Source organism: Chloracidobacterium sp. (assembly GCA_016715795.1).
GTDB lineage: Bacteria > Acidobacteriota > Blastocatellia > Pyrinomonadales > Pyrinomonadaceae > OLB17.
Window position 1 is genome coordinate 65863 of sequence record JADJXP010000002.1, and the last position, 22974, is coordinate 88836.

The following is a 22974-nucleotide window of genomic DNA, read 5'->3' on the forward strand; positions in this document are numbered from 1 at the left end:
TACAAAACGGTGGTAACCCCACCCACTGCGGAAAGTGAAACTTGAGCTGCGGGAACCGAATTTTCGGCCGTAAACGGCTGTTATCTGACCATAGTAACCTATGCGCTATACAGCTACATTGATCTCCGCATTAGAAACCGCTCCTGGCGTGATCGTTCCGCTGATCCGCGAGGTGCCGGAGGCGATATTGCGGCGGCGGCCGGAGGTGGGGAAATGGTCGGCGTATGAGAATGCGGTGCATTTGTCGCAGTCGGACGTGGCGTTTCGGGCGCGGCTGGAGCTGATATTGGCGGAGGACGAGCCGTTCATTAAGGTGATCGAGAATTCGGCTGAGGACGAGGCCGGTGCGATGCTTGAGGTCGATCTTGACGAGAGCCTCGAGCGATACGTCCGCGAACGCGCTTCGCTCGTCGAGATACTCAAGCAGCTCACGCCCGACGAGTGGCAGAAAACCGCCGTCCACGAGGCGTTCGATCATTATTCGGTGTTCATCATGTTCCGCCACCTCTACGTCCACGAAATGCACCACGCATACCTCATCGAACAACTGATGCTCAAGAAGGATTGGGATTAGCTTTCGCGTCGTTTTGTGTCATTCGGGTGGTTAGTTTCTTTAAGACCGGAGCCACGAAAATACACGGCGGGTATCACCTCTTCATCGACTTGTATTTGTCGTGAAAGCCGATGCCGTTAAAGATCTGCGGCGAGCATTTCTCGATACGGGCAATGCGGGTTTGCGACTGTTTTGGCTGAGAGAAATGTATCAGATAGCCGCGACGACGGCCGGGCGTCAGCGCGTTGAATGCGGCCTCGAAGGCAGGATCTTCTTCGAACTTTTCGACAAGCTCTACGGGAACATCGTGCTGGTCGATAGATTTGAACGGCACCTTGATCCCGGCACGTTCAACCTCGACCGCCTGACGTATCAGGTCGCGAATTTCAGGCTCAATAGCCCTGATCTGTTCAACCGAAATGAACCTTAGAAGGCGTGAGGACTGAGAGTTTTCGCCCGGCGACACGAGTTGGTTACCGTCATCTTGGAGAAGCACACCCTTGAAAAAGCTCAGCGATGCGTAGTCTTTGAACGCTCCAACCATCAAGATATTCTTGCCGTTATCGGTATAGCAAGGCACGCCCCACTTTAGTTCTTCGTTCAGGCCGCAATCGATGACGATCCGGCGGAGCGTTTCGAGTTCTTCCACCCATGTGTGGACCTTGCAGTCCGGCGTGTTGCCGAGCGGGCAGCGTCCGCAGCCCGATGTGAGATAGATATCGACCTTGGGATTCATTCTGCTTTACTGCTAATCGCGGCTGTTAGTTTTCTAGATTCGGGTCTCAGGCACCACGACACGACCGTGAGAACGAGAAGCAGTATTGAGGGGAACAGCTCGCCAGAAGGATCACGCATTATTAGATGCGACGTCATCGCGCCCGACGCAACGAAGAAGAAGCCCGCATATGCCCACTCCTTAACCACCGGGAGGCCGGGAACAAGGATGGCACCGATGCCGAGAATCTTCCAAACGCCGAGTATCGTCAGCAGATATTCCGGATAACCCAGATGTGTTACGCTCTGGACACCCTCGGGAATACGTATCAGTTGAACGACGGCACTTGACGCCATTCCCAATGACAACCAGATGGTTGCGATCCAATAGATAACCTTTTGCGTTTTTGTCATGTTACCTCAATTTGCCTACAACTTCCTGCAAACGGTCGTGGGCCATGTTCAGGCCGTACTCGAAGGGCAATTTCAGCATTTTATCGCGGAGATCCGCCGATCTATATACTGTATGGATAGTAAGCTTGCTCGTGTCGTCGGAGGTTGATTCGAATTCTAAGAACTCGAGCTGGACGTCGAATGCAGAGTCGTCCATTTCGAATGTCCGCGTAATCTTGTGATCGGGAGCAAATTCGTGGATGGTACCGCTCGCTCCGAATAGCACGTTGCCGTCGGCATCTACTGTTCGAAACTGCCAGCTGCCGTGCTTGCGGCCTTCGAGTTTCAAGACGTGTGTCGTTCCATATTCATGCGACATCCATTGCTCGAACAGGGCCGCGTCAGCGTGTGCCTTAAAGAGCAGGTCGACGGGCAGATCAAATTCCCGCGTGATCACAAGCTCCTGTTTGCCCACTTTGGCATGGATCGTAGTTTTTCGTTCCATCTTTACACGTCCGATCGGTATTCGTTCATCACCGTTTCCAACTTATCAAATCTCTTGTCCCACATTTCACGAAACGGGTCGAGAAAGTCAGCAAGGTCTTTCATCTTTTTCGGGTTTAGGTGATAGTGGATCTCACGGCCTTTTTGTTGCGGTTCGAGCAGCTCGCACTCGGTAAGGATCTGTAGGTGCTTTGAAACTGTCGGCCTGGCTGTGTCAAAATTTGCTGCAATTGCTCCGGCGGTCATTCCTTGCGAAGCGACAAGAACGAGTATGGCCCTTCTGGTCGGGTCCGCTATTGCCTGGAAAACGTCTCGTCTAATATTCATTGCGTAGCTACTTGACTACGAATATACATGAAGTCATTTGACTACGCAAGGATTGGGAAGCGATCTTGAGAAATGAGCAAGGGCCGCGAGAATCCATCGTTTGCTGCCGCTAATGAAGCGCTTATTCGGCTGGGGCTAGCGCGTCGTTTTGAACCACTCGACAAACTTAGGTATGCCCTCCGCAATCGTTGTATGCGGATCGTAACCGAGCAGTTTGCGCGATTTTGTGATGTCGGCATATGTGATCGGCACGTCGCCCGGCTGCAGCGGTTGGTGATCGATCACGGCTTTAAGGTCAAGACTGTTTTCCAAGAGCGATATAAGTTCATTCAGTTCAACGGTTTGAGACTCGCCGAGATTAAAGATCTCAAATTGCGACTGGTCATAGTCGATTGCCGACCGAACGCCCTGAATGATGTCGTCGATGTACGTATAATCACGACGCGTCGTGCCGTCGCCAAAGACCTGGATCGGCTTGCCTTCGCTGATCAGTCGGGCAAATCTGTGTATCGCCAGGTCAGGCCGCTGTCGTGCGCCATAAACCGTAAAAAATCTTAGGCACACGATCCGCATCTCATACAAATGCGAATACGTGTGGCAAAGTAGTTCGCCCGCGGCCTTTGTTGCGGCGTAGGGTGAGATCGGTTGGTGGATGCGGTCATCCTCAGCAAAAGGAACCTTAGTATTGATTCCATAAACACTGGATGACGAACCAAAGACAAAGTGACCGACCCGATGCGTGCGTGCTAACTCTAACAGGTTGAGCGTGCCGTTTATGTTTGTTTCGGCGTACAGTCGCGGGTCAGATAGGGACGGTCTGACGCCCGCGCGGGCGGCGAGATGAACAACGGTGTCGAAATGATATTGTGTGAACAACGCCTCCATGGTGCGCCAGTCACGAATATCGGCATCGACGATCCGGTAATTGGACGATCCGATGTGCTCAGAGATATTGCCGTGCTTGATCTCAGGCGAATAGAAATCGTTAAAATCATCAACCGCAGTCACCCGCCATTCACCTTCGGTGAGAAGCTGATCAACAAGATGGGACCCGATAAATCCGGCGCCGCCGGTCACAAGGACATTTTGCATACCGCAAGTATAACGAATCGCCTAGTTGAGAGAACGTTGTTTGGCGTGAAACCGACGGTGAATCTCTTCTAGGAACCCCTCGTACGAAAATGACTCAAAGTTATAGGCCGGCTGTAGTTTGTGCATGAGTGGCAGGGCGACGCGCCAGGCCATCCACAGGCGTTGGCGTTCTGACAGGTCCCAGCGGCGGCGGAGGAACGATTCCACGACCTCTATCTCTCGCTCATTCAGTTTAGTCAGGTCGGCGCTGATCGAGACCGGGGCCTGAACGCGGACGAAAACCGAGTCGGCGATTCGATCCGAGAAAGTTTCGACAAATGTTGGCGCCTCGTTGGCTCGTTCGCGTATCACGACGGTTCCGGCAAACATGTCGCCAAGCCGCTGATCGCGGCTGTTAAGAAAGATCGCGATCAACCCGACGGAATAGACAGGCAGAATGAATCCGGGCACCGCGTCGGCGATCCTAAGGAGGTTGCGAGCGATGGATTCCCATAAGGTCAGGGGGCGTCCGTCTTCGCGGATGACCCGCAGTCTTAGCAGCCGCTTTCCCGGGGTTTGTCCGCTCCACAGCCATTCGAACGCAATAAAATAGCCCGCGAATATCAGGAAGAGGATAATGATCAGCGTCGCTACAACCCATTTTGGTGCTTCGGTCAGAAGCTGCTCGGGTGCATCGACGACGTCCGATCCTGAATAGCCCGCAATGCTCAAGAAGAACCAGGCGATCAGAAATATCGAGAGATACTGGATCAGATGGTCGATAGTAACGGCCAGAAAGCGGTTGCCAATGGATGCGAGGGCGAACTCGAGCTGCACACGCTCGGGTGTTTCTATGATCAGAGTCTCTTCGGTTTCGATCAGTTGTGACACTCAGTTCCAAGCCCCGACGGCCAATATTTGCGAGACAGTTGCGATTCAACTAAACTCTAATTCGGCTGCCCTTGTAGCTCAACGGTTAGAGCAGCGGACTCATAATCCGTTGGTTGTAGGTTCGAATCCTACCGAGGGCACCATTATTTGCACCGTCAATAGCCGTCGTATTCCCTGATCAATTCGGCCCGTATCTCCTCTACTGACATCTTCTGTTCCTTCTCCAGCTTGTAGGCCTTCAGCGCCGAGTTCATGCAGATGCCGCAGTTAGCACCGTGATCGTCCTCAAAGCAGGAATACAGGCTCTTGTGCCCGACGCTCTTGTCGCAGCGGCAGAAGCACGGGAGCTGCGCGATGGTCTTTGGTATGGCACGTACCGCCGCATAGGCCGCGCGCGTCTCGCCCTGAAAGAGGTCAGGCGACAGCGTTGGGTTGAGTTTCTGAATACTGTCCTTACTCTGATAGGCAGGGACGGGCTTCTTCGGCCTGGCGGCTTTGTCCTCAGCCCGGTTGTATGGCTGAGGCTCGGGACGGTGGTGGTCCGGCTCGGTAACACGTTCCGGGCCACGGGCACAACCGTTAATGACTGATACGATCAGAGCGAGTAAGACAAGGGCGGAAAATTTCCTCATGGTTGTATCGATTATACAAGACCTGCCGCAGCAGTCATGTTTGTAACGGCAGAAGGGCCGACCGGAGCACTTTCTGCTCCCGTCGGCCCTTGCCCGTTATTCAGCGGCCAATGGTCAGACAGCCGGTTTTTCAGTTGTCGTCGCGTCAACCTTCTGCTTGTGTCGGAGTTCACGGTTCTGTTTGAACTGCTCTCGACGCAGCTTCATCTGCTGCTTTTGCTGCTCGATGAGTGCCTTTTGCTCAGCGGTGAAGATATTCTGGATCTGATCGTGAACACTCTGCCGGTGGGTACGCATCTGGTCACGGATGACGTTGATGCGGGCCTTTTGCTCCGCGGTCAGGTCGGTGCCGGCCTTGCGGGCTTCGTGGATCGCTCTAAGCTCTTCCATCAGGGCCATATCAGGCTTGTTTGCCTCGCGGATAGCCTTGATCTGCTGTTTCTGCTCCTCGGTCAGGTTGAGGCCCTCGATCATGCGAAACATACCGGCACGATGACGGCCAAACTTGCCGCCGAAGCCCGGCTTGCCCATTTTATGTTTGCCCATGCCACATTTGCCGGCTTCGGTGGCCGTATCGCCTGTGACAGGAGCCTTGGTCTTGTCTTCCTGCGCCATCACTGCCGTCGAAAAAACGGCAATCGCCAGCGTCAGGATCGAAATGAAACGGAATTTTGAAGACATATTCATACCTCGTAAAAAAATTTGAGCTTGTCGCCCGTCGAATGTTTGACGCGCCTTATCCTATAAAAGGCGAAAGAATTTCGCTCAGCTGTGCAAAGAAATGTAAAGGCCAAAATTGGCAAACGCTCGTCCGTAAATGGTAAATTGTCTTGAGTTACCATGAGGTTTTTGTCAGAGATCAATTCGCCCGCAGACCTGCGGCAGCTTAAGGTTGAGGACCTGCAGACGGTCGCTGACGAGGTTCGTCAGTTCATTATCGACACGTGTTCGCGTGTGGGTGGCCATACAGGGGCGTCGCTTGGCGCGGTCGAATTGGCGGTCGCGATGCATTATGTGTTTGACACGCCGACGGACAAACTTGTCTGGGACGTCGGGCATCAGGCTTACGCTCATAAGATACTCACCGGCCGCCGCGATGAGCTTCACACGATCAAGCAATACGGCGGCCTGTCGGGCTTTCTTCGACGTGACGAGTCGGTATACGATACGTTCGGTGCGGGCCACGCATCGACCTCGCTCTCGGCGGCACTCGGCATGGCCGTTGCACGCGATAGAAAGAGCGAGGATTTTCACGTCTGTGCCATGATCGGCGATTCGAGCCTCGCGGGCGGCATGGCGATGGAGGCCATCAACCAGGCGGGCCATCTCAAATCACGGCTCATTGTCCTCTTAAATGACAACGGCATGTCGATCGCACCGGCGGTCGGCTCGCTCAGCGGCTATCTCAACCGGATCAAAGAGGCCCAGAGCTACCAACACCTCAAAGAAGAGATCGGCGACGCCCTTGAGAGCGTGCCCGGAATCGGCGGCAAGCTCCGCTCGGTCGCAAAATCCGTAAAAGACGCCATCGCCGCGGCCGTGCTGCCCGGTGCGCTCGTCAATGAGCTTGGCTTCAAATACATCGGCTACGTTGACGGCCACAACGTCGCGGCCCTTGTCGAGGCTCTGAACGAGGCCAAAAAGGTCGATGACGGTCCCGTGATCGTTCACGCGCTGACCACGAAAGGCAAAGGCTTCCCCAATCCAGAGCACAACTATTACGCCTATCACGCGACGGGGCCATTTGACCCGAAAACGGGCCTGCCTTACAAATCGAGCAAGTCCGCACCTGCGCCGACCTACACAGAGGTCTTTGGCCGCACAATGTGCGAGATCATGGAACAGGATCCTCGCGTCGTGGTCCTTACGGCAGCGATGCCTGACGGCACGGGCGTCGATAAGGTGCTTGAGAAATTTCCCGAACGCTCATTCGACGTCGGCATTGCCGAGCAGCACGCAATGACCTTCTGTGCCGGAATGGCGTGCGAAGGACTAAAGCCCGTCGCCGCGATATATTCGACATTCCTCCAACGAGCATTCGATCAGGTGATCCACGACGTTTGTCTTCAGAACCTCGACGTGACGATCGCGATGGACCGCGCCGGCATCGTCGGTGCAGACGGGCCGACGCATCACGGGCTGCTCGATATCGCCTATCTTCGCGGCTATCCGAACATTGTCCTGATGGCCCCCAAGGACGAGGCCGAGATGCGCGATATGATGCTGACAGCGATCGAGCACAACGGCCCCGCCGCACTGCGATATCCGAGGGGGAACGGGCTTGGCGTTGACATCAGTTCGCCGCCAAAACTCATCGAGATCGGCAAGGCCGAGGTGCTGCGAAAAGGCAACGGCGAAGTCGCTATCCTCGGCTACGGCGATATGGTCGATGCAGCGATCACGGCCGGCGAATTGCTTGCCAAAGACGGTATCGATGCTACGGTCGTGAACGCTCGATTTGTAAAGCCGCTCGATGCCGATCTGATCGCTTTGCTCGCCCGCAGCAATCGGCTCATCCTGACCGTCGAGAACGCCTATCTGGCCGGCGGTTTCGGTTCGGCCGTCCTTGAATGCCTCGAAGAGCAAGGCCTCGCCGACGAATGCCGCGTCGTTCGCCTCGGCGTCCCCGACGAGATCGTCACCCACGGCGATCCAAAGATCCTACTCGCCCAATACGGCCTTGACGCCGACGGCATAAGATCAAAAGCTATCGCAACACTCGATTCAATGGACGAAGGCCTCCCGCAAAAACGGATCAAGGCCGTTCGGTAAGATCCAACCAGAGTAAACCTCGGGGTCAGGAAGGGGCCTTGGCCCCGCCGACTTTCGCTGTCACTCACCCTACAGTTGAATCTGGTGGACCCAAGCGGGGCCAAGGCGCCGTCCTGACCCTGAGATGCCGCCAGGCCCCTTCCTGACCATGAGATTTTTTCTACCTCGCCCCTTTTGACACAACCGTCGTCTGCTCCATATCCAGCGTCAGCACGCCCCGCACCACTGCAAAGCGTTCAAAAAGCACCGTCTTCTCCGTCCTGATCCTGTAATGATGGCAGAATGCCGCAGCGTTGATCTGACGGTAATTGCCGCCGCTGTGCAGCCTGACCGGAAACGCGTTTGGCTTTTTCGGATCACTCGGCCGCACACCGATAAGCCGCTGGCCGCCGTCGAACAGCATCTCGACGGCCTTTGGCTCGCCAATCAGTTCAAACGCACGGCGGTTAAGATAGAACACGCCCTTTTGCCCGAGTGTGACCCTCGGCCCGGCGTTTGACTTTCGGCCATACGGCCGGCCCTGAAAAAGCTCCCATTTTGGTTCCATGTTTTGTATTTCTCCTTTTGTGATGGTTATCGTCACTGAGCCTTGTATTGTAGCATATGTGCAACGTCCTTGCAAGCCTCGTTCGGCAGGCTGAGCTTACCCAATTTGCGGGCTTCGCTATCTTTCCCGTCTTTGCGGGCGTGAGCTTCCCGTCGAGGCGACCGGCCGAAACGATGTCGCCGATGACGGGGCATACGATGCTCATGGAAACGGAAGCGAATGAGGGAGAGGATCTTCCGCCAAAAACTGTCGATACAGCAGGGTAAAAATGTCGATACAACTGACCATTTTGTCGATACAGATTGAGGCAAAAATTCAGCTGCTGTTAATCCTCAAGCTCAGGAAGGGGCCTCGGCCCCGCTGACCTTAGCTGCCATTCAACCCAGCGTTGAACCTGATGGATCTGATCGGGGCCAAGACCCCTTCCTGACCTCGAGATGGCCCAAGCAGACGTTTCCTGCCTCGCTCCCCTTGTGTGAGACCGGCTCGCGGCTCGACAGAAAAACTGTGGCAATCTCTCTCGCCGGTAGGTTATCCTAATCGTTGCCGCCCCGTGTTCCTCCCGCCCGGCCTGTATGAATGATTCTGAGATATTGCGGCGAGACCTGAAACCGGCGCTCGTGTTCCTGAGCGGCGAACTGATCGCCGTGCCGATCCCGCTTGAACGCGAAGAGGTGATCCTCGGCCGTGCTCTCGAGGCTGACGTTCGCGTCAACGACACGCTCGTGTCGCGTCAGCATGCCCGCATCACGGCCGCGCCGACCGAGTCGCGCGTCGCGATGGAATATTTGCTGCAGGACCTGGATTCACGCAATGGGACGTTTCTCAACGGCCGCCGCGTCCGCCGCGAAAAGCTGGAGAATGGAGATAAGATCACGATCGGCGACACCATTTTACGCTTTGACCTGCTTGACGAGATCGACCGCGAATATCAGAGGCAGATCCACCGCCTGATCTCGCACGACGACCTGACCGGGCTGCTTTCGAGCCGGTCGTTCTTTTCCGAACTGAGGCGTGAGGCCGGCCGGGCTACGGCCGAAAACCGCCCGTTCTGCGTGCTGATGATGGACGGCGACAATTTTAAGGGTGTAAATGATACGTTTGGGCACCTTACGGGCAGCAAAACGATCGAAGAGATCGGATTTTCGATAATGACGAACCTGCGAAGCGGCGATGCTGCAGCTCGATTCGGCGGCGACGAATTCGCAGCATTTTTGCTCGACGCCGAGCTCGCCCAAGGTATCGTAGCGGCCGAACGCATTCGCTCAACCGTCGAGAATTATCCGTTTAGCATTGTCAGCAAAGGCTCCAAAGAGACCCACAATATCACCGTCAGCATCGGAGTCGCCTCGTTTCCTGACGACTCGTCAGATCCGATCGAACTTGTCGAAATGGCCGATTCCGCCCTCTATCGGGCCAAACGCGAAGGCCGCAACCGCGTCGCCGCGTATCGCGACATATCGCGAGAGGAACTCCAACGAAACCTGCCCCCGCGGCGGGACTGAGCTATATGGTTGAGTCTCTCATCAATATTCGGCGTGACACTCGATAGCTCAATCGGGATATAATACCGATCATGCCTGAGATCGCGAGGTTTTACGGAATAGTCATCAAGTTGTTTTTTGGCGATCATCCGCCGCCGCATTTTCATGCCGTCTACGGTGAGTATGTAGGTTTGTTTGATTTAAATACTCTCGAAATGTTTGAGGGCGATCTGCCTACACGAGCGAAAAACCTGGTATTGGAATGGGCCAAACCCAACCAGCGTGACCTTCAGGAAATGTGGGACACTCAGGAATTCCGGAAATTGCCGCCACTAAAATGAACCCGATCTGTCCAAAAGTACATTCCGCCGTGGCTCTCGATGACCATACTCTTCTGATCGAGTTCGAGAATAAAGTAAAGAAGCTCTACGACGTCAGACCGCTGCTTGCAACAGAGATGTTTGCCCCTCTGAGGGATCACGCTTTCTTCAGAACCGTTCGTGTCGATCGGCACGGCTACGCCATTGTTTGGAACTCCAACATTGATCTGAGCGAATACGAACTCTGGCAACACGGTACCAGTTTCGAGGGTTAACGTTCGCTTCGTTCACCATTTTGCAACAATTTACACGCTTTCGGCGTGATAAGACAACGGTTCTCGTGTCGTGCTAGAATGTTGTTTTTCGTTAGACGCTCGACGCAGTGCATTTTTGTGTTTCCGTAGTTAACAAGTGATCGCCAAGCTAAACCTTTCCACACATCCATTTCGCAACCGGATGCTGCCATATCTCGGGGCTGCGTTGCTGCTGCTTGTGAGCCTGGTCGTCGGTGCTTACTGCATCTATCGCCTTAATGACAACAAGAAGCGAAACGATCTATTGGTTGCGGCTATAGCTGAACGCCAGGCCGAGATCGCGCGGCTCAAGGGCGAAGGCGAAAAGGTGCAGCAACTCTTGACGCCGGATCAGAAGGCTCTCTTGACCGCGGCTCATAAGCTGGTCGCCAATAAGACGTTTGGCTGGTCGCGCCTGTTTGCCGACCTTGAATCCGTATTGCCTTCGAGTGTCGCGGCGTCGCGGATCGCGGTTGAGAATATCTATCAGGACGGCGACCGCGTCAAAGCAGAGCTTGAGTTCGGCGTATTGGCCCGTGACTACTCGAGCGTGATGGCGATGATCGAGAATATGAACAATTCGGGCCTCTTTGCCGCCGAACTGCGCGGCCAGGACCGGCAGGAGAACGAGCGGATCGTATATACCGAATATACTTTTCGGCTTGTCTATACACCGGCCTACGGTTACTCGACAGCCGCGCCGGTGACCGATCTTGCACAAAACGGGGGCGTGCAGTAAGCGTGGCAGAACTTGATCCACAACTGAATCCTGACGACGAAATGCCCGAGGCCGAGACGGTCATGATCGAGGCGGCCGAGATGCCGGCCTTTATTCCGCCGAATCGGCCGCGCAAGGTCTATGGAGGCATGTGGGGCCCCCTTGAGATCGGGGCCGTGGCTTTGGGCCTGCTCGCGCTGGTCGGTGCAATAGGCATCTATTTTGGCCTCGTGCTGCCATCGAATCGTGAATTGGCACGCAACCGCTCAGAAGCAGACAGGCTGGAGGCAGAGGTCGTCTCCGCCAAGACGAAATACGGCGAGATCACGACAACGCAGGAGCAGGTGGACAAGATCGTTACGAGCGTAGATGATTTTGAAGCCCGATTTTTGCCGGTCACGACCGTCGGACGCACGGCGCTTTATCAACGGATCAACGGCCTGATCGCGGCATACGGACTTGTGAATACGGCCGGGCCCGACTACCAGCCGCTCGAGACGGCTGACATGAACACAGGCCAGCAATCGGACGAGGAGCGCGGTCGTGCCAAATTCCGCAGCCTTTATCCGGGAATGTATATCACGACGACCGTCGAGGGGTCATACCAGAATCTGCGGCGGTTCATTCGGGAGATAGAGACGGGCCGCGAGTTCGTCATTGTCAGCGCCGTCGAGCTTGCCCCGTCAGATACGGAATCGGATAAGGAAAAGGCACAGCCCGCGGCACAGCCCGTCCAGCCGGGAGCACCGGCCGCAAAGAACATTCAGGCAAGGATCAACACGACGATGGGCGGCCAGTCAATGGTTCCGCAGGCACCGGTCCAGCCTGAGCAACGTTCGAAAAAGGGCAAGATGCACGGCGAGATCGTCAGCTTGCGGATCGAGATGGCAGCGTATTTCCGCCGGCCAAACGCGGCCCCCGTGGAGCCGACGCAACAGCAGTAATGGGTCTATTCGAAGGTAAATCTCCGGCTGAACGCAATAAGATCATCGCCGCGGCGGTGCTCGGCATCGTTGCGCTCATTGCGTTGTATCTTGCCTTCGGACGAAGCCTTCTCGGTGGTTCATCGACCACGGCTACAGGAAAAGGAACGCCGACGCCGACGCCGCGTTCGACGCCGGGGCCGAACCGTGCCGATGCGTCGCTCCCTTCGCTGCAGGACCAGCAATTCGTTTACGAGACGACGCCGGTGATGTATCAGCCGGGCAATGCCTACGCACCTGATGCGGGCCGCAACATCTTTGCTTTTTACGAGCCGCCGCCGCCGTGTAAGGACGACTGTCCGCCCACGCCGATACCGACACCTCCGCCGCCAAAACCACCTTCGCCGGTGCCGACGCCGCCCATCATTCTGGCATTTGCCAATCCACAGTCGGTATATGCCGGCTCGCGCGGCTTTCGGCTGGAGTTGAATGGTGACCACATTCCGCCGGATGCCCGCATCCTTTTTAATCAGGCCGAGATGCCGACGACCTACGTTAACGGCCAGCGTGCGTTTACTGACATTCCGTCCAATCTGATCACGCAGGAAACACAGGCACAGGTGATGATGCGAACGCCGGATGGCAAGCTCTATTCAAATCCGATCTTTGTATCGATAGCAGCGCCGCCAAAGCCGGGCTATCAATATATCGGGATGATCGGCCGCAAACGTTACAACAACGATACGGCATACCTGATAGAGACCGGGAAAACTGCGCCATTCGGAGCACGATTGAACGACATTCTAGGCGGCCGGTTCCGACTGGTCGATATATCACCGGCCGAAGTAATATTCGAGGACACGCAGCTCGGTTTCCGGCATCCGATCGCGATCTCTAAGGCCCCGATAGGCACAGCTACCGGAGGCACCGCCGGCAAGCCAATGGACGGCATGCAGCCATTCGATCCGACGACGATGAAAGGCATTCCCGGAATCCCGGACAATCTTCCGAGGTATGTACCTCCGCAGCCGCCTATGGGACGGCCGATCGAGAAGCTGAAACAGGACGTTGACGATTCAGTAGATGATGGCAAGCCTTAGCGACGAACGCGGAATGACCCTTTTTGCCGTGATGGCGATCATGGTCATCTTTGCGGTCGGGCTCCTTGCGGTTGCTCCGGCCGTCCAACAAGAGGTCCAGCGTGAAAAGGAGCTTGAAGCAATACGGCGAGGCGAGGAGATCGCCGACGCCATCCGTCAATACGTCGAGTTTTACCGTGGTGCAAAACTGCCGAGCTCGATGGACGACCTGCTCGAGGGCCTGCCGTACGGCACTAAGAAGCGGCAGATCCTAAGGGCATCGGCCGCCGTCGACCCGCTCAGCGAGGACGGCAAGTGGAGGCTGATAAAGGCCGACGTCGATTCGATTGGCGGATTTGCCCGTCGGGTGCAGAACTATAACGGCGGCATCCTGCCCGCAAACCCAAATCCTCAGATCTTTGACCGGTTCGCGATCGTGCTGGTGAATTCACTCAATACGGATCTTGACAGCGATAACGAAGGCGACGACAGTTTTGATGTGCTGACCGAGAATACACCATTCATCGGCGTTGCCAGCCAGAGCCGCAGCAAGTCTGTGATCGCATATTACGGCATCGAGAACCATTCAAAATGGATCTTTACGCCACTCTTCAGAGGCACGGGAGCGAGCACTTTTGCCCCGCCGCGATTACCTGCCAACAGTCCGAGATAGCCCGCAGCCGCCTCAGGGTTTCATCTTTTGTTCTTTTTTTGTGCACGCGGCCGGATCGATGGTCGATGCGCCGTTGGCGATCTTCCAGCCGGCACTGGTGCGAACGAGATTGAACTGATTGGTGCCGCAATGTGAAAGCTTGCCGTTAGCGAAGAAAACGTATCTGCCCCAGACCATCGCCCAGTCGCCGCTGACCTCGACATGAGGTTTGTACATTACTTCCTTTACCGCACCGGGCTTCGTGAAGAATTTTGTGAACGCGTCGGCACTGATCACGTCGATCCGCGATTGGCCGTCCTTCATTTTTCTTACCGCGACCAACTGGTTTTGGGCTGTGCCGGCCGCGAGTATGCCGTCCGGGTTCGCAGCGGCCATCTCGTCGAACAGCTTGTTGACGACAGAAAGGGCGTCCGCGGCATCGTTGGCCTGCCCAGAGATGCTGAGAGAAAGAACCATTGCCATGAGGGCACTACAGACAAATTTCATTTCGAGATATACGAGCCTGACCGGCTAAAGTTTCAGGTTAGGCGGCAGCCCGGATCTCAATTGGCGTGTCGGCACCATCGGCGCTACGATACGCCTACAAGATGGGATTGAATTACTACGTCCTGCTGGCCTTCGCACCGATCCTGATCCTGGTCGGCATCCTCGGTTTTATCGTCCCTGAAAAGAAGAGCCTCACGAGCGGTGCTCACGCCTATAATGTCTTTCATATTGCGTTTGGGATCATCGGCCTCGGGGCGATCTACACCGGCAACAATGACTTGATTCGCAGCTTCAATATCGGTTTCGGCTTGATAGACCTCTATCAGGCGGTCGCGAGCCGCTGCGGATGGTTTCCGATCCAACAATTTCGATGGAAAAAGGCCGATGACATACTGCATGTCGTCATCGGCCTTGGGCTTGTCGCGGTAGGGGTGTTCGTCTCCTAGGGCTTCTTATATTCGGGTATCTTCGACAGGTCGAGTGCGCTCGTTTCGGCTAGGTCATTTCGCACGAGCAGCATCAGATCGACACCGGGCCGCAGCGGATAGACACCGGCAAATTTGTAGTGCGTCGCATATTTTTGCGCCACTATTGAGTCCTGGTCGCCCTTTTTCGCCACGATCATCTCGGCCGTGCTCGCGTCGACGGGGCGGCCCTGGAAATAGGCCTTACCGTAATCCTTAACGTACCAAGTCATCGGCCAATAGTCAGGCGACACGATCTCGATCTGGGCATCTTTGCCTTTGCCGCTCTTGTCGGCGTAGCGTGCGATCTCATTGATAAGATCGAGAAACTCGCGCCGCGTGTGGGCATAGACATATGGCATCTCGTCATTGTCGTATTTGACGAAATTGAGCTGATAGGTCTGGTAGCCCAGCACGCTGACGGCGACAATTCCGAGTGCCGCGCCCAGGAACCGGAGCCTGTTATCCCGCGATCCGATCAATTCATTGAGCCCATAGCCCGCTGACAGGCACATCGGCAGTAGAAAGCTGAGCGCGAGCCACGGCGTCTTGTACGGAATTATCGAATATGCCGCAAAGAGGCCAAAGCTCCAGAATCCCGCGAAGATCGCAAAACGATGCTTTGCCTTGACCCAAGCGACCAGGGCGCCGAGCAGCGAGAGGATCAGGATCGCCGACTCGATCTTCATTCCCCATTTGATGTAACCGGTCCAGCCGTGCATCGTATGGTCGCGGCTGCCGGTCTTTGTCCAGACGGCATACGCCTCAAAGGCCTTCTTCCAGCCTTCTGCGTAGGTAAAGAACGACGTAAAGAACAGAACGCAGAGATATACAAAAGTGATGATGACTGCGGTTGCGATCATGATCAGGTTGCGGTTGTCGCCAAGCGCGGCTCGGAAGCTGCCCCAGGTGAGCGCGGACGGTTCGACGATATCCGATTCGTTTGAGCTCCGTTGAGCAAAGAGGAAGATCAGCCATGCAGCTACGGCAGCCGCTATCATACCGACGATACCGACAAAAACAAACGTCTCCGGCGGGCGTCCCGTCGGCATGAACGTATCAAACAGCCATTTATAGGCGTCGCCAAACATCCCTGATAGAAACAGGAAAATGACCGCGAGGCCCGTCACGGCGAGGGTGAGATTGAACCTGTTCCTGTCCAGCGTTGCATCCGGCATTATGCGCCGCCAGATCCAGACACTGACACACGCGATCAGCATGGTGCCGAGCGTAATGAACGCCGTTTCCTTTGTCGCGAAGAACATTGCCACGGATGCCGACGCGAGGATCATGTAGATCGGCCGCCCATTATCCCAACTAAGCAGCCATTTGATCACGAGATAGGTCAGGACCGCTTCGACGATAAAGAAGAGTATCGCAAAGCCCCAGAGGGCTGCTGAACTATCACCGCCGAGAAATGTAGAGAGCTTTACCGTCGAGGGCGCGTAGCAGACCAGCAGGATCAGTGCTGTCCATGCGATAGCGTAAATGCCCACCCGCTGCTTTTCGACAAAATAGACCACCGCGACCGCGAGAGCGAGGCCGAGGAACACAAAGAATATCTCGTGAATAAAGTAACGGGAAATAAAGACCATTCCCGGCGATATCGCGAGAAAGAGTGCGGCCATGAGGCTGCCGACGCGGCCGAGATAGCGTTTGAGGAAGAAAGCCAGCGCGACCATCAGCACGCCAAAGATCGCCATGCTTGCCCGCACGGGAATGGTCTCGAGGCCAAACACCTTGGCAAACGCCAGCGAGATGTAATACAGCGATGGGCCGTGATAGTTTGTCGGGTCGTAGCGATATGTGCCGTCGAGAAATAGAGTTCGCAGGAAGAAGCCGTTCACGCCCTCGTCGTGGTGGAACGGCTTTAGGCTGAGCTGCCAAAAGCGTAAGAAGATCGAGATCAGAGTAATCACTCCGGCTGCGACGAACCAACGCTGGTCGGTCAGCCATTCGTCAACCGAGCGGAAAGCGGCCGGCTGCCGTTTTGGCTTCTGTGGTGGAACTGCGGCCTGCGACGTTTGCTCTGCCGCGACTACACGCGGCTGTCCGGATGGTTTTTTGCCTTTCTTTTTCTTGCTCATTTGACCTTATATACCCGATACTGGCCGGCCTCGGCCACGAGCGGATATTTTTTGAAGAATTCCTCGTTCGCCTTGAGAGTGTTCTTTTCCTCGGGCGACACAAGCACGTAATCGATATTGTATTGGCGAAGCAGCATCTCAGATACTCCGCCGCCCTCGTAGATGCGTTTGACATCTGCCTCACGGGCGAAAGCGTTGATGCCGTGCGAAAACAGGTGACCTGTATAGCGCATTAGTGACTGGCGTCCGGTCAGCACGATCGGGGTATTGTAGATCGGAGCGTTTAGGAATAACGCAGTGTTTTCGGTCTTTTGCCTGATCTGGTCGGCCACCCGGACAGCATCCGGTTCGAAGACGCGCGTTTTCACAGTGCCCGCCGTGGTCCGCCAAACGTCCAGGCCACCGGCAAATGTCAGCGAAACAAGCAAAATGACAGCGATGACCTTCGTCACGGCCGCTTTTTGCCATAGCCACGCGATCGCAAACGAGATAAAGATGATCGAGCCGATATGCCAATAGATCAATATCTTGATATTGTCCCAGACCCAAGGAGCGAGCTTCGCGGTGTTGCCGAGAACAAATAGGAACGCGAACGGGATATAAAAAAGTAATAGTGGCACCGGATCGACCGGTGTCGCCGTCGCACTTTTCGTTTTCTTGTCCGGCTCGCCCGAAGCGATTTTGCCGCTGCCCCAATACCAGAGTGCAAGTCCCGCGAGCAGCAACGGTATGGTCAGGCTCGTATTTTTGAACCAAAACCAGAAGAAGTTGTCATTTCGCTTATCCCAACCGAATTCCCAGCCGAAAAAGCTCGTTGTGTCGCTTGCACTGCCGGTCATCGTCCACGCGAGCAGCGGAACGGCGACGATCGCGACACCGACGCCGAACGTGATCCACTCGACCCAGCGCGCGGGCCGCAGCACGAACAGGAAAGCCGTCACGATAAAGAGCACTGCCAGGCTGTGCAGGTGAATCAGCGGCAGTGTGCCGGCCAGCAGGCCAACTGTGAAGGTAGAAAAGGGGAACTGTGAAAATGTGAAAAAGTCGGCGAAGGGACCCTTTTCACTCTTTCCCTCCTTCACATTTTCACCAATAAAGATCTTCCACAACACGCCCAGAACCAACACCACAAGCGGCAAGCCGAGCAGCATGCTCCGCTGAGTGATAAACAGGACTACCAGCGAATTTCCCCAGCGAAACTGTTCGCCGATCGTATAGTCGCGCGGAAGGGCAGAGAGCACGCTGATAATACCCTTACCCGACGTATCAACGTCGCCGAGGAACCACAGGAATCCGAGTCCGCCGCTAAGAAAGAGCAATGCCGGAGCGATGCGTCCCGCGAGCTTGTTTGCCGTCACGCGGGCAACGAACCGCTCGAGCAGAACGAAGAGCGAGAATGTCCAGAGGACGTTCTGCGTGACAATGGCGTCGCGGTAGCTTACGCCCAACTTTACGAAGCAGGCCGAGATAAAGTCGGTGATGAACGGATACGCGTACTTCGCCCCGGCCCAGATCGGATTGTCAGGCGGGAACTTTGCGGCCTCGCTAAAGCCGAGTATCGCTCCGATGTGGTAGGGCAGATCACCGAGATTCTGTGAGCCGCCGGTAAAGATGCCTTCACTCGTCTGATAGACGGTCTGGCCAAAAAAGAACCAAAAGAGCAGAAAAAAGAAGGCGTAGTAGATAAAGCCAAGGGCCTTTCTAAGATTTGCACCGTCGAGCCTACCCTTCGCCTTGTCGCGGTCGTGTTTGAACCGTTTTGCAGTATCTCGATATCTGATCAGGAAGAACAGGGCCGACGTAACCGCGAGGGCCGCGACTACGGAGACCGCGCTGAATCCGACAGCATACGAGATAGCGAATGCCGCGATCCCAAAGACGGCCGAACCGGCCACGCAGCCGGCTGCGAGCCGCCAGAGCAGTGGCTCGTCGTCGGCGATCAAATACGTCAGCATCATTCCCGCCGACGCGATCAGCAAAAGGAGCAGCAGCGATACCAGCATAAATAAGCGAGCGGGGCTAATAGATAACTTACTTTAGTTTGCTGAAAAAACGCAATGAACCCGGATGTAGCGGGCGTGGTATAGTCCGTCATATCAATGGAATTAGACAACGAACTCCTCAACAATGCGCTCGAACTCGTAACCGAATGGGGTGAGAATTTTCGCAAACCGATCCACGACCGCATCCGACGGACGCATCCGTACCTGAGTGATGCAGAGATCGATGAACTGACTGCGATAGCACGACGCGTCGAGAGCCGCATCTACGCACTTGCCGAGGATGAAATGGCAGACAAGATATCGGAACAGGAGATCATGCCGGCGGCAATGCGTGAGTTTCCATGGCTCGACACGAAGAACGCGGCACGGCTGAAAAATATCGGAATGTATTACGCCCGCCGATAGAACCTCCCCGCCTTTCACTTTTCCACTTTTTCCCTGTAATATTAGGTCTTTTGGCCTCACGGGCCGAATCACAACCTTATGCTTCAAGCCGGTATCGTTGGCATGCCCAACGTCGGAAAATCCACACTCTTTAATGCCCTGACCGCTCAGGAGGCGGCGCTTGCGGCCAACTATCCTTTCGCGACGATCGAACCCAATGTCGGCGTGGTTGCCGTGCCTGATGAACGCCTCGCGGTGCTCGAAAAGATCCACAACGCGCAAAAGCAAGTGCCCGCGACCGTCGAATTCCTCGACATCGCCGGCCTCGTTCGGGGGGCGTCAAAGGGCGAGGGACTCGGAAATCAGTTCCTTGCCAACATTCGCGAGACGCATGCGGTCATACAGGTCGTCAGATGTTTTGAGGACGAGAACATCGTCCACGTCGAGGGCTCGGTCGATCCGATCCGTGATATCGAGACGATCCAGATCGAACTGGCCCTGGCAGACCTTGCTTCGGCCGATAAACGCCGCGAAAAGGCAATGCGTGCTGCCAAAGCAGGCGACAAGGACGCGAAACGCGAGCTGGAGATACTCGATAAGATACAGCCGGTCCTTGAGGCGGGCCGCCCTGCGCGTGCAGCGATGCTGGATGACGACGAAAGGGCGCTCGTCAGGTCGTGGTTCTTGCTCACCACGAAACCAACGATCTACGCCGCAAACGTCGATGAGGCAACGCTCGCCGACGCGGGCAGCAATCCGCATGTCGCTGCGGTCAGCGACTATGCAGCAAAGGAAAACTCCGACGTCGTCGTGATTTGCGCGAAACTCGAGGCGGAGCTTGTCGCCCTCCCGCCCGCCGACCGAGCGGAATACCTAAAGGACCTTGGGCTTGCATCATCCGGCGTTGATGAACTCATCAAAGCCACGTATCACATGCTCGGCCTGATGAGTTTTCTAACGGCAGGCGAGAAGGAGGTGCGCGCCTGGACGATCCCGATCGGGACAAAGGCCCCACAGGCCGCGGGCGAGATCCACACTGATATCGAACGCGGTTTTATCCGCGCCGAGATCGTTTCATACAGCGACCTCGTCGAGTGCGGCAGCCGCAAAGCCGCCGCAGATAAGGGCCTTGCCCGCCTCGAGGGAAAGGAGTATGTGATGCAGGACGGCGACGTGGTGGATTTCCGGTTCAATGTCTAGTACACAGTTGACTGAAACGGGCGCGTTTCGACACGGTCCTGCAGTTCCTTTGGAAGGTTGCTGAACAGGTCAAGGCCGGTTCGCAGTTCGATATCGCGGACGGTCGTTATGTAATTTTGCCAAAGGACGTCCGCGATCCCATTCTCGTTAGGCATATCCACGGCTATGATGCGTGTTGCGTCGGTGATCTCGCTAGTGCCGGGGCGCAAGAGAACTACGACCTTCCAAACGTTCGTCGGAATCGTGATCCGGCCTCGAATGCTGCCTTTTTCTCCGTAGACGCCTGCGATCATGTAGGCATCTGTCCGGCCGCGGACCGTTCCGCGAATGTAGGATTCGAACTTGTTCCACGGATATTGATTGAGATCAGGCGATTGCGGGACGATATTCGTCATCAGGAAGGTATCCGCCATCTTCTGCTCGTCAGCAAACCTATCAGCCGCAGGTACCATGTGACCGCGGTCGTAGCCGCTTCCGGCATAATCGTAATACTGAACGCGGCGAAAGTTTGGCGGCAGGGACATATCTGGCTTGAAAAGTGGGCGCTCGCGGCGTTTGCCGAGATCCGCAGCCGTCGTTCGCCAAGCTATCCAGTTTAGCGTGCCGCGCGAGTTGTTGTAGGACATCGTAAGATCGCCGTGGGTGAGCAGGTAGTTGTCAGTATTTGCGGGGTCAGCCGTCGCATTTGACGGGTTGCCGAAGAGGAGATGCGAACCGCGGTCTGGCTTGGGCGCGGCTGTCGGGCCTTCACTGCGTCGATGGGCCACAAAGCCACAGGCAGTCGCCAGCGTGAGTAAGATGATGCCGATGGCAGTTCTCACCATACAGGCTCAAAGTCTAACAAAAACGTCGGAAGCCTAAACTCAGAGCGATGCGTTAAACTGTAACTGTGGTGGAGAAACTCCATATTACGAGTCTTACACGGAGCGAACTGGATGAGCTTGTGCTCTCGCTCTCGGAGCCTAAATATCGCTCGACACAGGTCTTTAAGGCGGTGCACCAGCGGCGGTTGCTCTCGTTTGATGGCATCACCGACCTGCCAAAAAAATTTCGTCAGAGGCTCGCGGAGGTGGCCGAGATCAGTAGATTGAGTGTTGAGTCGAGATATGTCTCGAGCGACGGGACGCGGCGTTACCTGATGAGGACACCAGACGGACGGCCGGTCGAGACGGTATACATTCCGACAGAGAATCGAGATACCATCTGCTTTTCGTCGCAGTCGGGCTGTTCGCTGAAATGTGATTTTTGTCTGACCGCGAAGCTCGGCCTGCTGCGCAATCTCACCGCCGGCGAGATCGTTGAGCAGATAATTATCGTCCTGAATGACGTTTACGGCGTCGGGGCTGAAACACCGCATGGCACTAATCTGGTCGGCATGGGGGCGGGCGAGCCATTTATGAACTTTGACAATCTCTTAGCCGCTCTCAGGCTGATGGCTGATGAGGATGGGCTGTTCATCGTGCCTAACCGCGTGACTGTCTCGACCGCAGGCATCGTGCCTAAGATCTATGAGATGGCAAAGATCGCTGATCGCCCGCATTTGGCGATCTCGCTCACGGCGACTACTGACGAGCTTCGCGATCGGCTGATGCCGATCAACAAACGGTGGAATGTCGATGAGTTGATGACGGCAGCAAAAGAGTTTGAGACGAGTCTGCGGCGTGGCGAGCGGTTTACGTTTGAATACGTAATGCTTGGCGGCGTGAATGATGCTGATGAGGACGCCATGCGCCTAGCCGATCTGATCGAACGATATCAGTTGCGGAGCGTGAAGATAAACCTCATACCGCACAACGGATCGGAGCAACTCAATTACCGTACATCGACACCCGAGCGAGTAACAAGGTTCAAGAACATTCTTGAGTCGAGAGGCGTCGATGCCTATATCAGGACGCCGCGCGGGCGTGATATCTATGCCGCGTGCGGCCAGCTTGCCGCTAAGGCAGCATCGAATTAGGCGTTATGGAGATCCTGATAATCGGCATCATCATTGTGGCGTTGATGGCGTATGTCTCGACGCGCATTAAACGGTCGGCGGCGGCAGCATTCGAGGCGGAGACAGTAGAAACAGACGAATACAGCATCCAAAAACCGGACGGTTTCCTTAGCGTTGTCGGCGGTGATCCGCGGCTCGCGTTCGAGGCGTATTCAAAAGAATTTGGGACTGGTCCGGCAGCGAAGCTCAGGCAGGCACGAGCGACCATGGTCATCGAGCCGGATAGAACGGACGATAGCGAGGATGTGATAACGGCACGCAGCGAGGTGATCGGCGACGATGTTTACAAGATAACGGAAGCAAATGCCTCGCTGTTGGGCATCGAAGTCGTTGTTCTCAGGAATACTGTCGCAAAGAATGGAAGGCATTACATTCTCGAAGTGACGCGGCTCGCTGAAACATCGGACGATATCGCACGTAAGACTGAGGAACTTGTCGAGAGCTTACGATTGAAGTAATA

Annotated in this window: 28 protein-coding genes and 1 tRNA gene; 16 read left to right on the forward strand and 13 right to left on the reverse strand. The window is 55.6% G+C overall.

The window, feature by feature from the left end; genetic code table 11:
- Positions 1–100: 100 nt before the first annotated feature.
- On the forward strand, positions 101–574 hold the full coding sequence (locus tag IPM59_05220; protein ID MBK9214988.1) for a DinB family protein: 474 nt from the start codon (positions 101–103) through the stop codon (positions 572–574).
- A 73-nt stretch (positions 575–647) separates the two neighbouring features.
- Here the strand turns inward: IPM59_05220 and IPM59_05225 are convergent, their stop codons facing one another.
- The 6 genes from IPM59_05225 to IPM59_05250 form a co-directional block, all read right to left on the reverse strand.
- Positions 648–1289 (reverse strand): YdeI/OmpD-associated family protein, encoded by a 642-nt coding sequence (locus IPM59_05225; GenBank protein ID MBK9214989.1) that lies wholly within the window; start codon positions 1287–1289, stop codon positions 648–650.
- Positions 1286–1681 carry a DoxX family protein gene (locus IPM59_05230; GenBank protein ID MBK9214990.1) on the reverse strand — a complete coding sequence of 132 codons (396 nt, stop codon included), beginning with the start codon at positions 1679–1681 and terminating at the stop codon, positions 1286–1288. Before IPM59_05230 ends, IPM59_05225 begins: the two co-directional genes overlap by 4 nt.
- A gap of 1 nt (position 1682) precedes the next feature.
- Positions 1683–2165 (reverse strand): SRPBCC domain-containing protein, encoded by a 483-nt coding sequence (locus IPM59_05235; GenBank protein MBK9214991.1) that lies wholly within the window; start codon positions 2163–2165, stop codon positions 1683–1685.
- A 2-nt stretch (positions 2166–2167) separates the two neighbouring features.
- Entirely contained in the window at positions 2168–2491 is a 324-nt protein-coding gene (locus tag IPM59_05240) for a winged helix-turn-helix transcriptional regulator (protein ID MBK9214992.1), read from the reverse strand.
- A 135-nt stretch (positions 2492–2626) separates the two neighbouring features.
- Entirely contained in the window at positions 2627–3583 is a 957-nt protein-coding gene (locus IPM59_05245) for an SDR family NAD(P)-dependent oxidoreductase (GenBank protein ID MBK9214993.1), read from the reverse strand.
- Between the two features lie 21 nt (positions 3584–3604).
- On the reverse strand, positions 3605–4453 hold the full coding sequence (locus tag IPM59_05250; protein ID MBK9214994.1) for an RDD family protein: 849 nt from the start codon (positions 4451–4453) through the stop codon (positions 3605–3607).
- Positions 4454–4520: 67 nt separating this feature from the next.
- Between IPM59_05250 and IPM59_05255 the strand changes: the two genes are divergently transcribed.
- Positions 4521–4596, forward strand: a tRNA-Ile gene (locus IPM59_05255).
- A gap of 12 nt (positions 4597–4608) precedes the next feature.
- On the opposite strand, the gene IPM59_05260 is transcribed toward IPM59_05255, so the two are convergent.
- Both IPM59_05260 and IPM59_05265 read right to left on the reverse strand, forming a co-directional pair.
- Positions 4609–5085, reverse strand: coding sequence for a hypothetical protein (locus IPM59_05260; protein MBK9214995.1), 477 nt, complete (start codon positions 5083–5085; stop codon positions 4609–4611).
- A 114-nt stretch (positions 5086–5199) separates the two neighbouring features.
- On the reverse strand, positions 5200–5766 hold the full coding sequence (locus IPM59_05265) for a Spy/CpxP family protein refolding chaperone (protein ID MBK9214996.1): 567 nt from the start codon (positions 5764–5766) through the stop codon (positions 5200–5202).
- A gap of 159 nt (positions 5767–5925) precedes the next feature.
- Between IPM59_05265 and IPM59_05270 the strand changes: the two genes are divergently transcribed.
- On the forward strand, positions 5926–7857 hold the full coding sequence (locus IPM59_05270; protein MBK9214997.1) for a 1-deoxy-D-xylulose-5-phosphate synthase: 1932 nt from the start codon (positions 5926–5928) through the stop codon (positions 7855–7857).
- Positions 7858–8017: 160 nt separating this feature from the next.
- Here IPM59_05270 and IPM59_05275 read toward each other — a convergent pair whose 3' ends face one another.
- Positions 8018–8404: a hypothetical protein gene (locus tag IPM59_05275; GenBank protein ID MBK9214998.1), complete on the reverse strand. Its 387-nt coding sequence runs from the start codon at positions 8402–8404 to the stop codon at positions 8018–8020.
- Positions 8405–8460: 56 nt separating this feature from the next.
- Here IPM59_05275 and IPM59_05280 point away from each other — a divergent pair, with 56 nt between their 5' ends.
- The 8 genes from IPM59_05280 (at position 8461) to IPM59_05315 (ending at position 13894) form a co-directional block, all read left to right on the forward strand.
- Complete coding sequence (locus tag IPM59_05280) at positions 8461–8670, forward strand: hypothetical protein (GenBank protein ID MBK9214999.1); 210 nt, start codon at positions 8461–8463, stop codon at positions 8668–8670.
- A 309-nt stretch (positions 8671–8979) separates the two neighbouring features.
- Positions 8980–9909: a GGDEF domain-containing protein gene (locus IPM59_05285; GenBank protein MBK9215000.1), complete on the forward strand. Its 930-nt coding sequence runs from the start codon at positions 8980–8982 to the stop codon at positions 9907–9909.
- Between the two features lie 71 nt (positions 9910–9980).
- On the forward strand, positions 9981–10229 hold the full coding sequence (locus IPM59_05290) for a DUF4160 domain-containing protein (GenBank protein ID MBK9215001.1): 249 nt from the start codon (positions 9981–9983) through the stop codon (positions 10227–10229).
- Positions 10226–10483: a DUF2442 domain-containing protein gene (locus IPM59_05295; protein MBK9215002.1), complete on the forward strand. Its 258-nt coding sequence runs from the start codon at positions 10226–10228 to the stop codon at positions 10481–10483. Before IPM59_05290 ends, IPM59_05295 begins: the two co-directional genes overlap by 4 nt.
- A gap of 136 nt (positions 10484–10619) precedes the next feature.
- Positions 10620–11240 carry a hypothetical protein gene (locus IPM59_05300; GenBank protein ID MBK9215003.1) on the forward strand — a complete coding sequence of 207 codons (621 nt, stop codon included), beginning with the start codon at positions 10620–10622 and terminating at the stop codon, positions 11238–11240.
- A 2-nt stretch (positions 11241–11242) separates the two neighbouring features.
- Positions 11243–12163, forward strand: coding sequence for a hypothetical protein (locus IPM59_05305; GenBank protein MBK9215004.1), 921 nt, complete (start codon positions 11243–11245; stop codon positions 12161–12163).
- Positions 12163–13242, forward strand: coding sequence for a hypothetical protein (locus tag IPM59_05310; GenBank protein ID MBK9215005.1), 1080 nt, complete (start codon positions 12163–12165; stop codon positions 13240–13242). Before IPM59_05305 ends, IPM59_05310 begins: the two co-directional genes overlap by 1 nt.
- Positions 13226–13894 carry a hypothetical protein gene (locus IPM59_05315; GenBank protein MBK9215006.1) on the forward strand — a complete coding sequence of 223 codons (669 nt, stop codon included), beginning with the start codon at positions 13226–13228 and terminating at the stop codon, positions 13892–13894. Before IPM59_05310 ends, IPM59_05315 begins: the two co-directional genes overlap by 17 nt.
- Before the next feature lie 12 nt (positions 13895–13906).
- On the opposite strand, the gene IPM59_05320 is transcribed toward IPM59_05315, so the two are convergent.
- Complete coding sequence (locus IPM59_05320) at positions 13907–14356, reverse strand: hypothetical protein (GenBank protein MBK9215007.1); 450 nt, start codon at positions 14354–14356, stop codon at positions 13907–13909.
- Positions 14357–14445: 89 nt separating this feature from the next.
- Between IPM59_05320 and IPM59_05325 the strand changes: the two genes are divergently transcribed.
- A complete protein-coding gene (locus IPM59_05325) occupies positions 14446–14826 on the forward strand; it encodes a hypothetical protein (GenBank protein MBK9215008.1) in 381 nt (126 codons plus the stop codon).
- Here the strand turns inward: IPM59_05325 and IPM59_05330 are convergent.
- Positions 14823–16931 carry a glycosyltransferase family 39 protein gene (locus IPM59_05330; GenBank protein MBK9215009.1) on the reverse strand — a complete coding sequence of 703 codons (2109 nt, stop codon included), beginning with the start codon at positions 16929–16931 and terminating at the stop codon, positions 14823–14825. The genes IPM59_05325 and IPM59_05330 overlap by 4 nt on opposite strands.
- Positions 16928–18934, reverse strand: a complete 2007-nt coding sequence (locus IPM59_05335) for a hypothetical protein (GenBank protein MBK9215010.1) — start codon at positions 18932–18934, stop codon at positions 16928–16930. The genes IPM59_05330 and IPM59_05335 overlap by 4 nt, the downstream gene beginning before the upstream one ends.
- Before the next feature lie 96 nt (positions 18935–19030).
- On the opposite strand from IPM59_05335, the gene IPM59_05340 reads away from it, so the two are divergent.
- Positions 19031–19339 (forward strand): hypothetical protein, encoded by a 309-nt coding sequence (locus IPM59_05340; protein MBK9215011.1) that lies wholly within the window; start codon positions 19031–19033, stop codon positions 19337–19339.
- A 78-nt stretch (positions 19340–19417) separates the two neighbouring features.
- Positions 19418–20518 carry a redox-regulated ATPase YchF gene (gene ychF, locus IPM59_05345; GenBank protein MBK9215012.1) on the forward strand — a complete coding sequence of 367 codons (1101 nt, stop codon included), beginning with the start codon at positions 19418–19420 and terminating at the stop codon, positions 20516–20518.
- Here the strand turns inward: ychF and IPM59_05350 are convergent.
- Entirely contained in the window at positions 20515–21342 is an 828-nt protein-coding gene (locus tag IPM59_05350) for a DNA/RNA non-specific endonuclease (protein ID MBK9215013.1), read from the reverse strand. The genes ychF and IPM59_05350 overlap by 4 nt on opposite strands.
- 65 nt (positions 21343–21407) lie before the next feature.
- Between IPM59_05350 and rlmN the strand changes: the two genes are divergently transcribed.
- Together rlmN and IPM59_05360 are read left to right on the forward strand one after the other, a co-directional pair.
- Positions 21408–22475 (forward strand): 23S rRNA (adenine(2503)-C(2))-methyltransferase RlmN, encoded by a 1068-nt coding sequence (gene rlmN, locus IPM59_05355; GenBank protein MBK9215014.1) that lies wholly within the window; start codon positions 21408–21410, stop codon positions 22473–22475.
- Between the two features lie 5 nt (positions 22476–22480).
- The gene (locus tag IPM59_05360) at positions 22481–22972 is read left to right on the forward strand and encodes a hypothetical protein (protein MBK9215015.1); all 492 of its coding nucleotides are present in this window, start codon (positions 22481–22483) and stop codon (positions 22970–22972) included.
- The last annotated feature ends 2 nt before the right edge of the window (positions 22973–22974 follow it).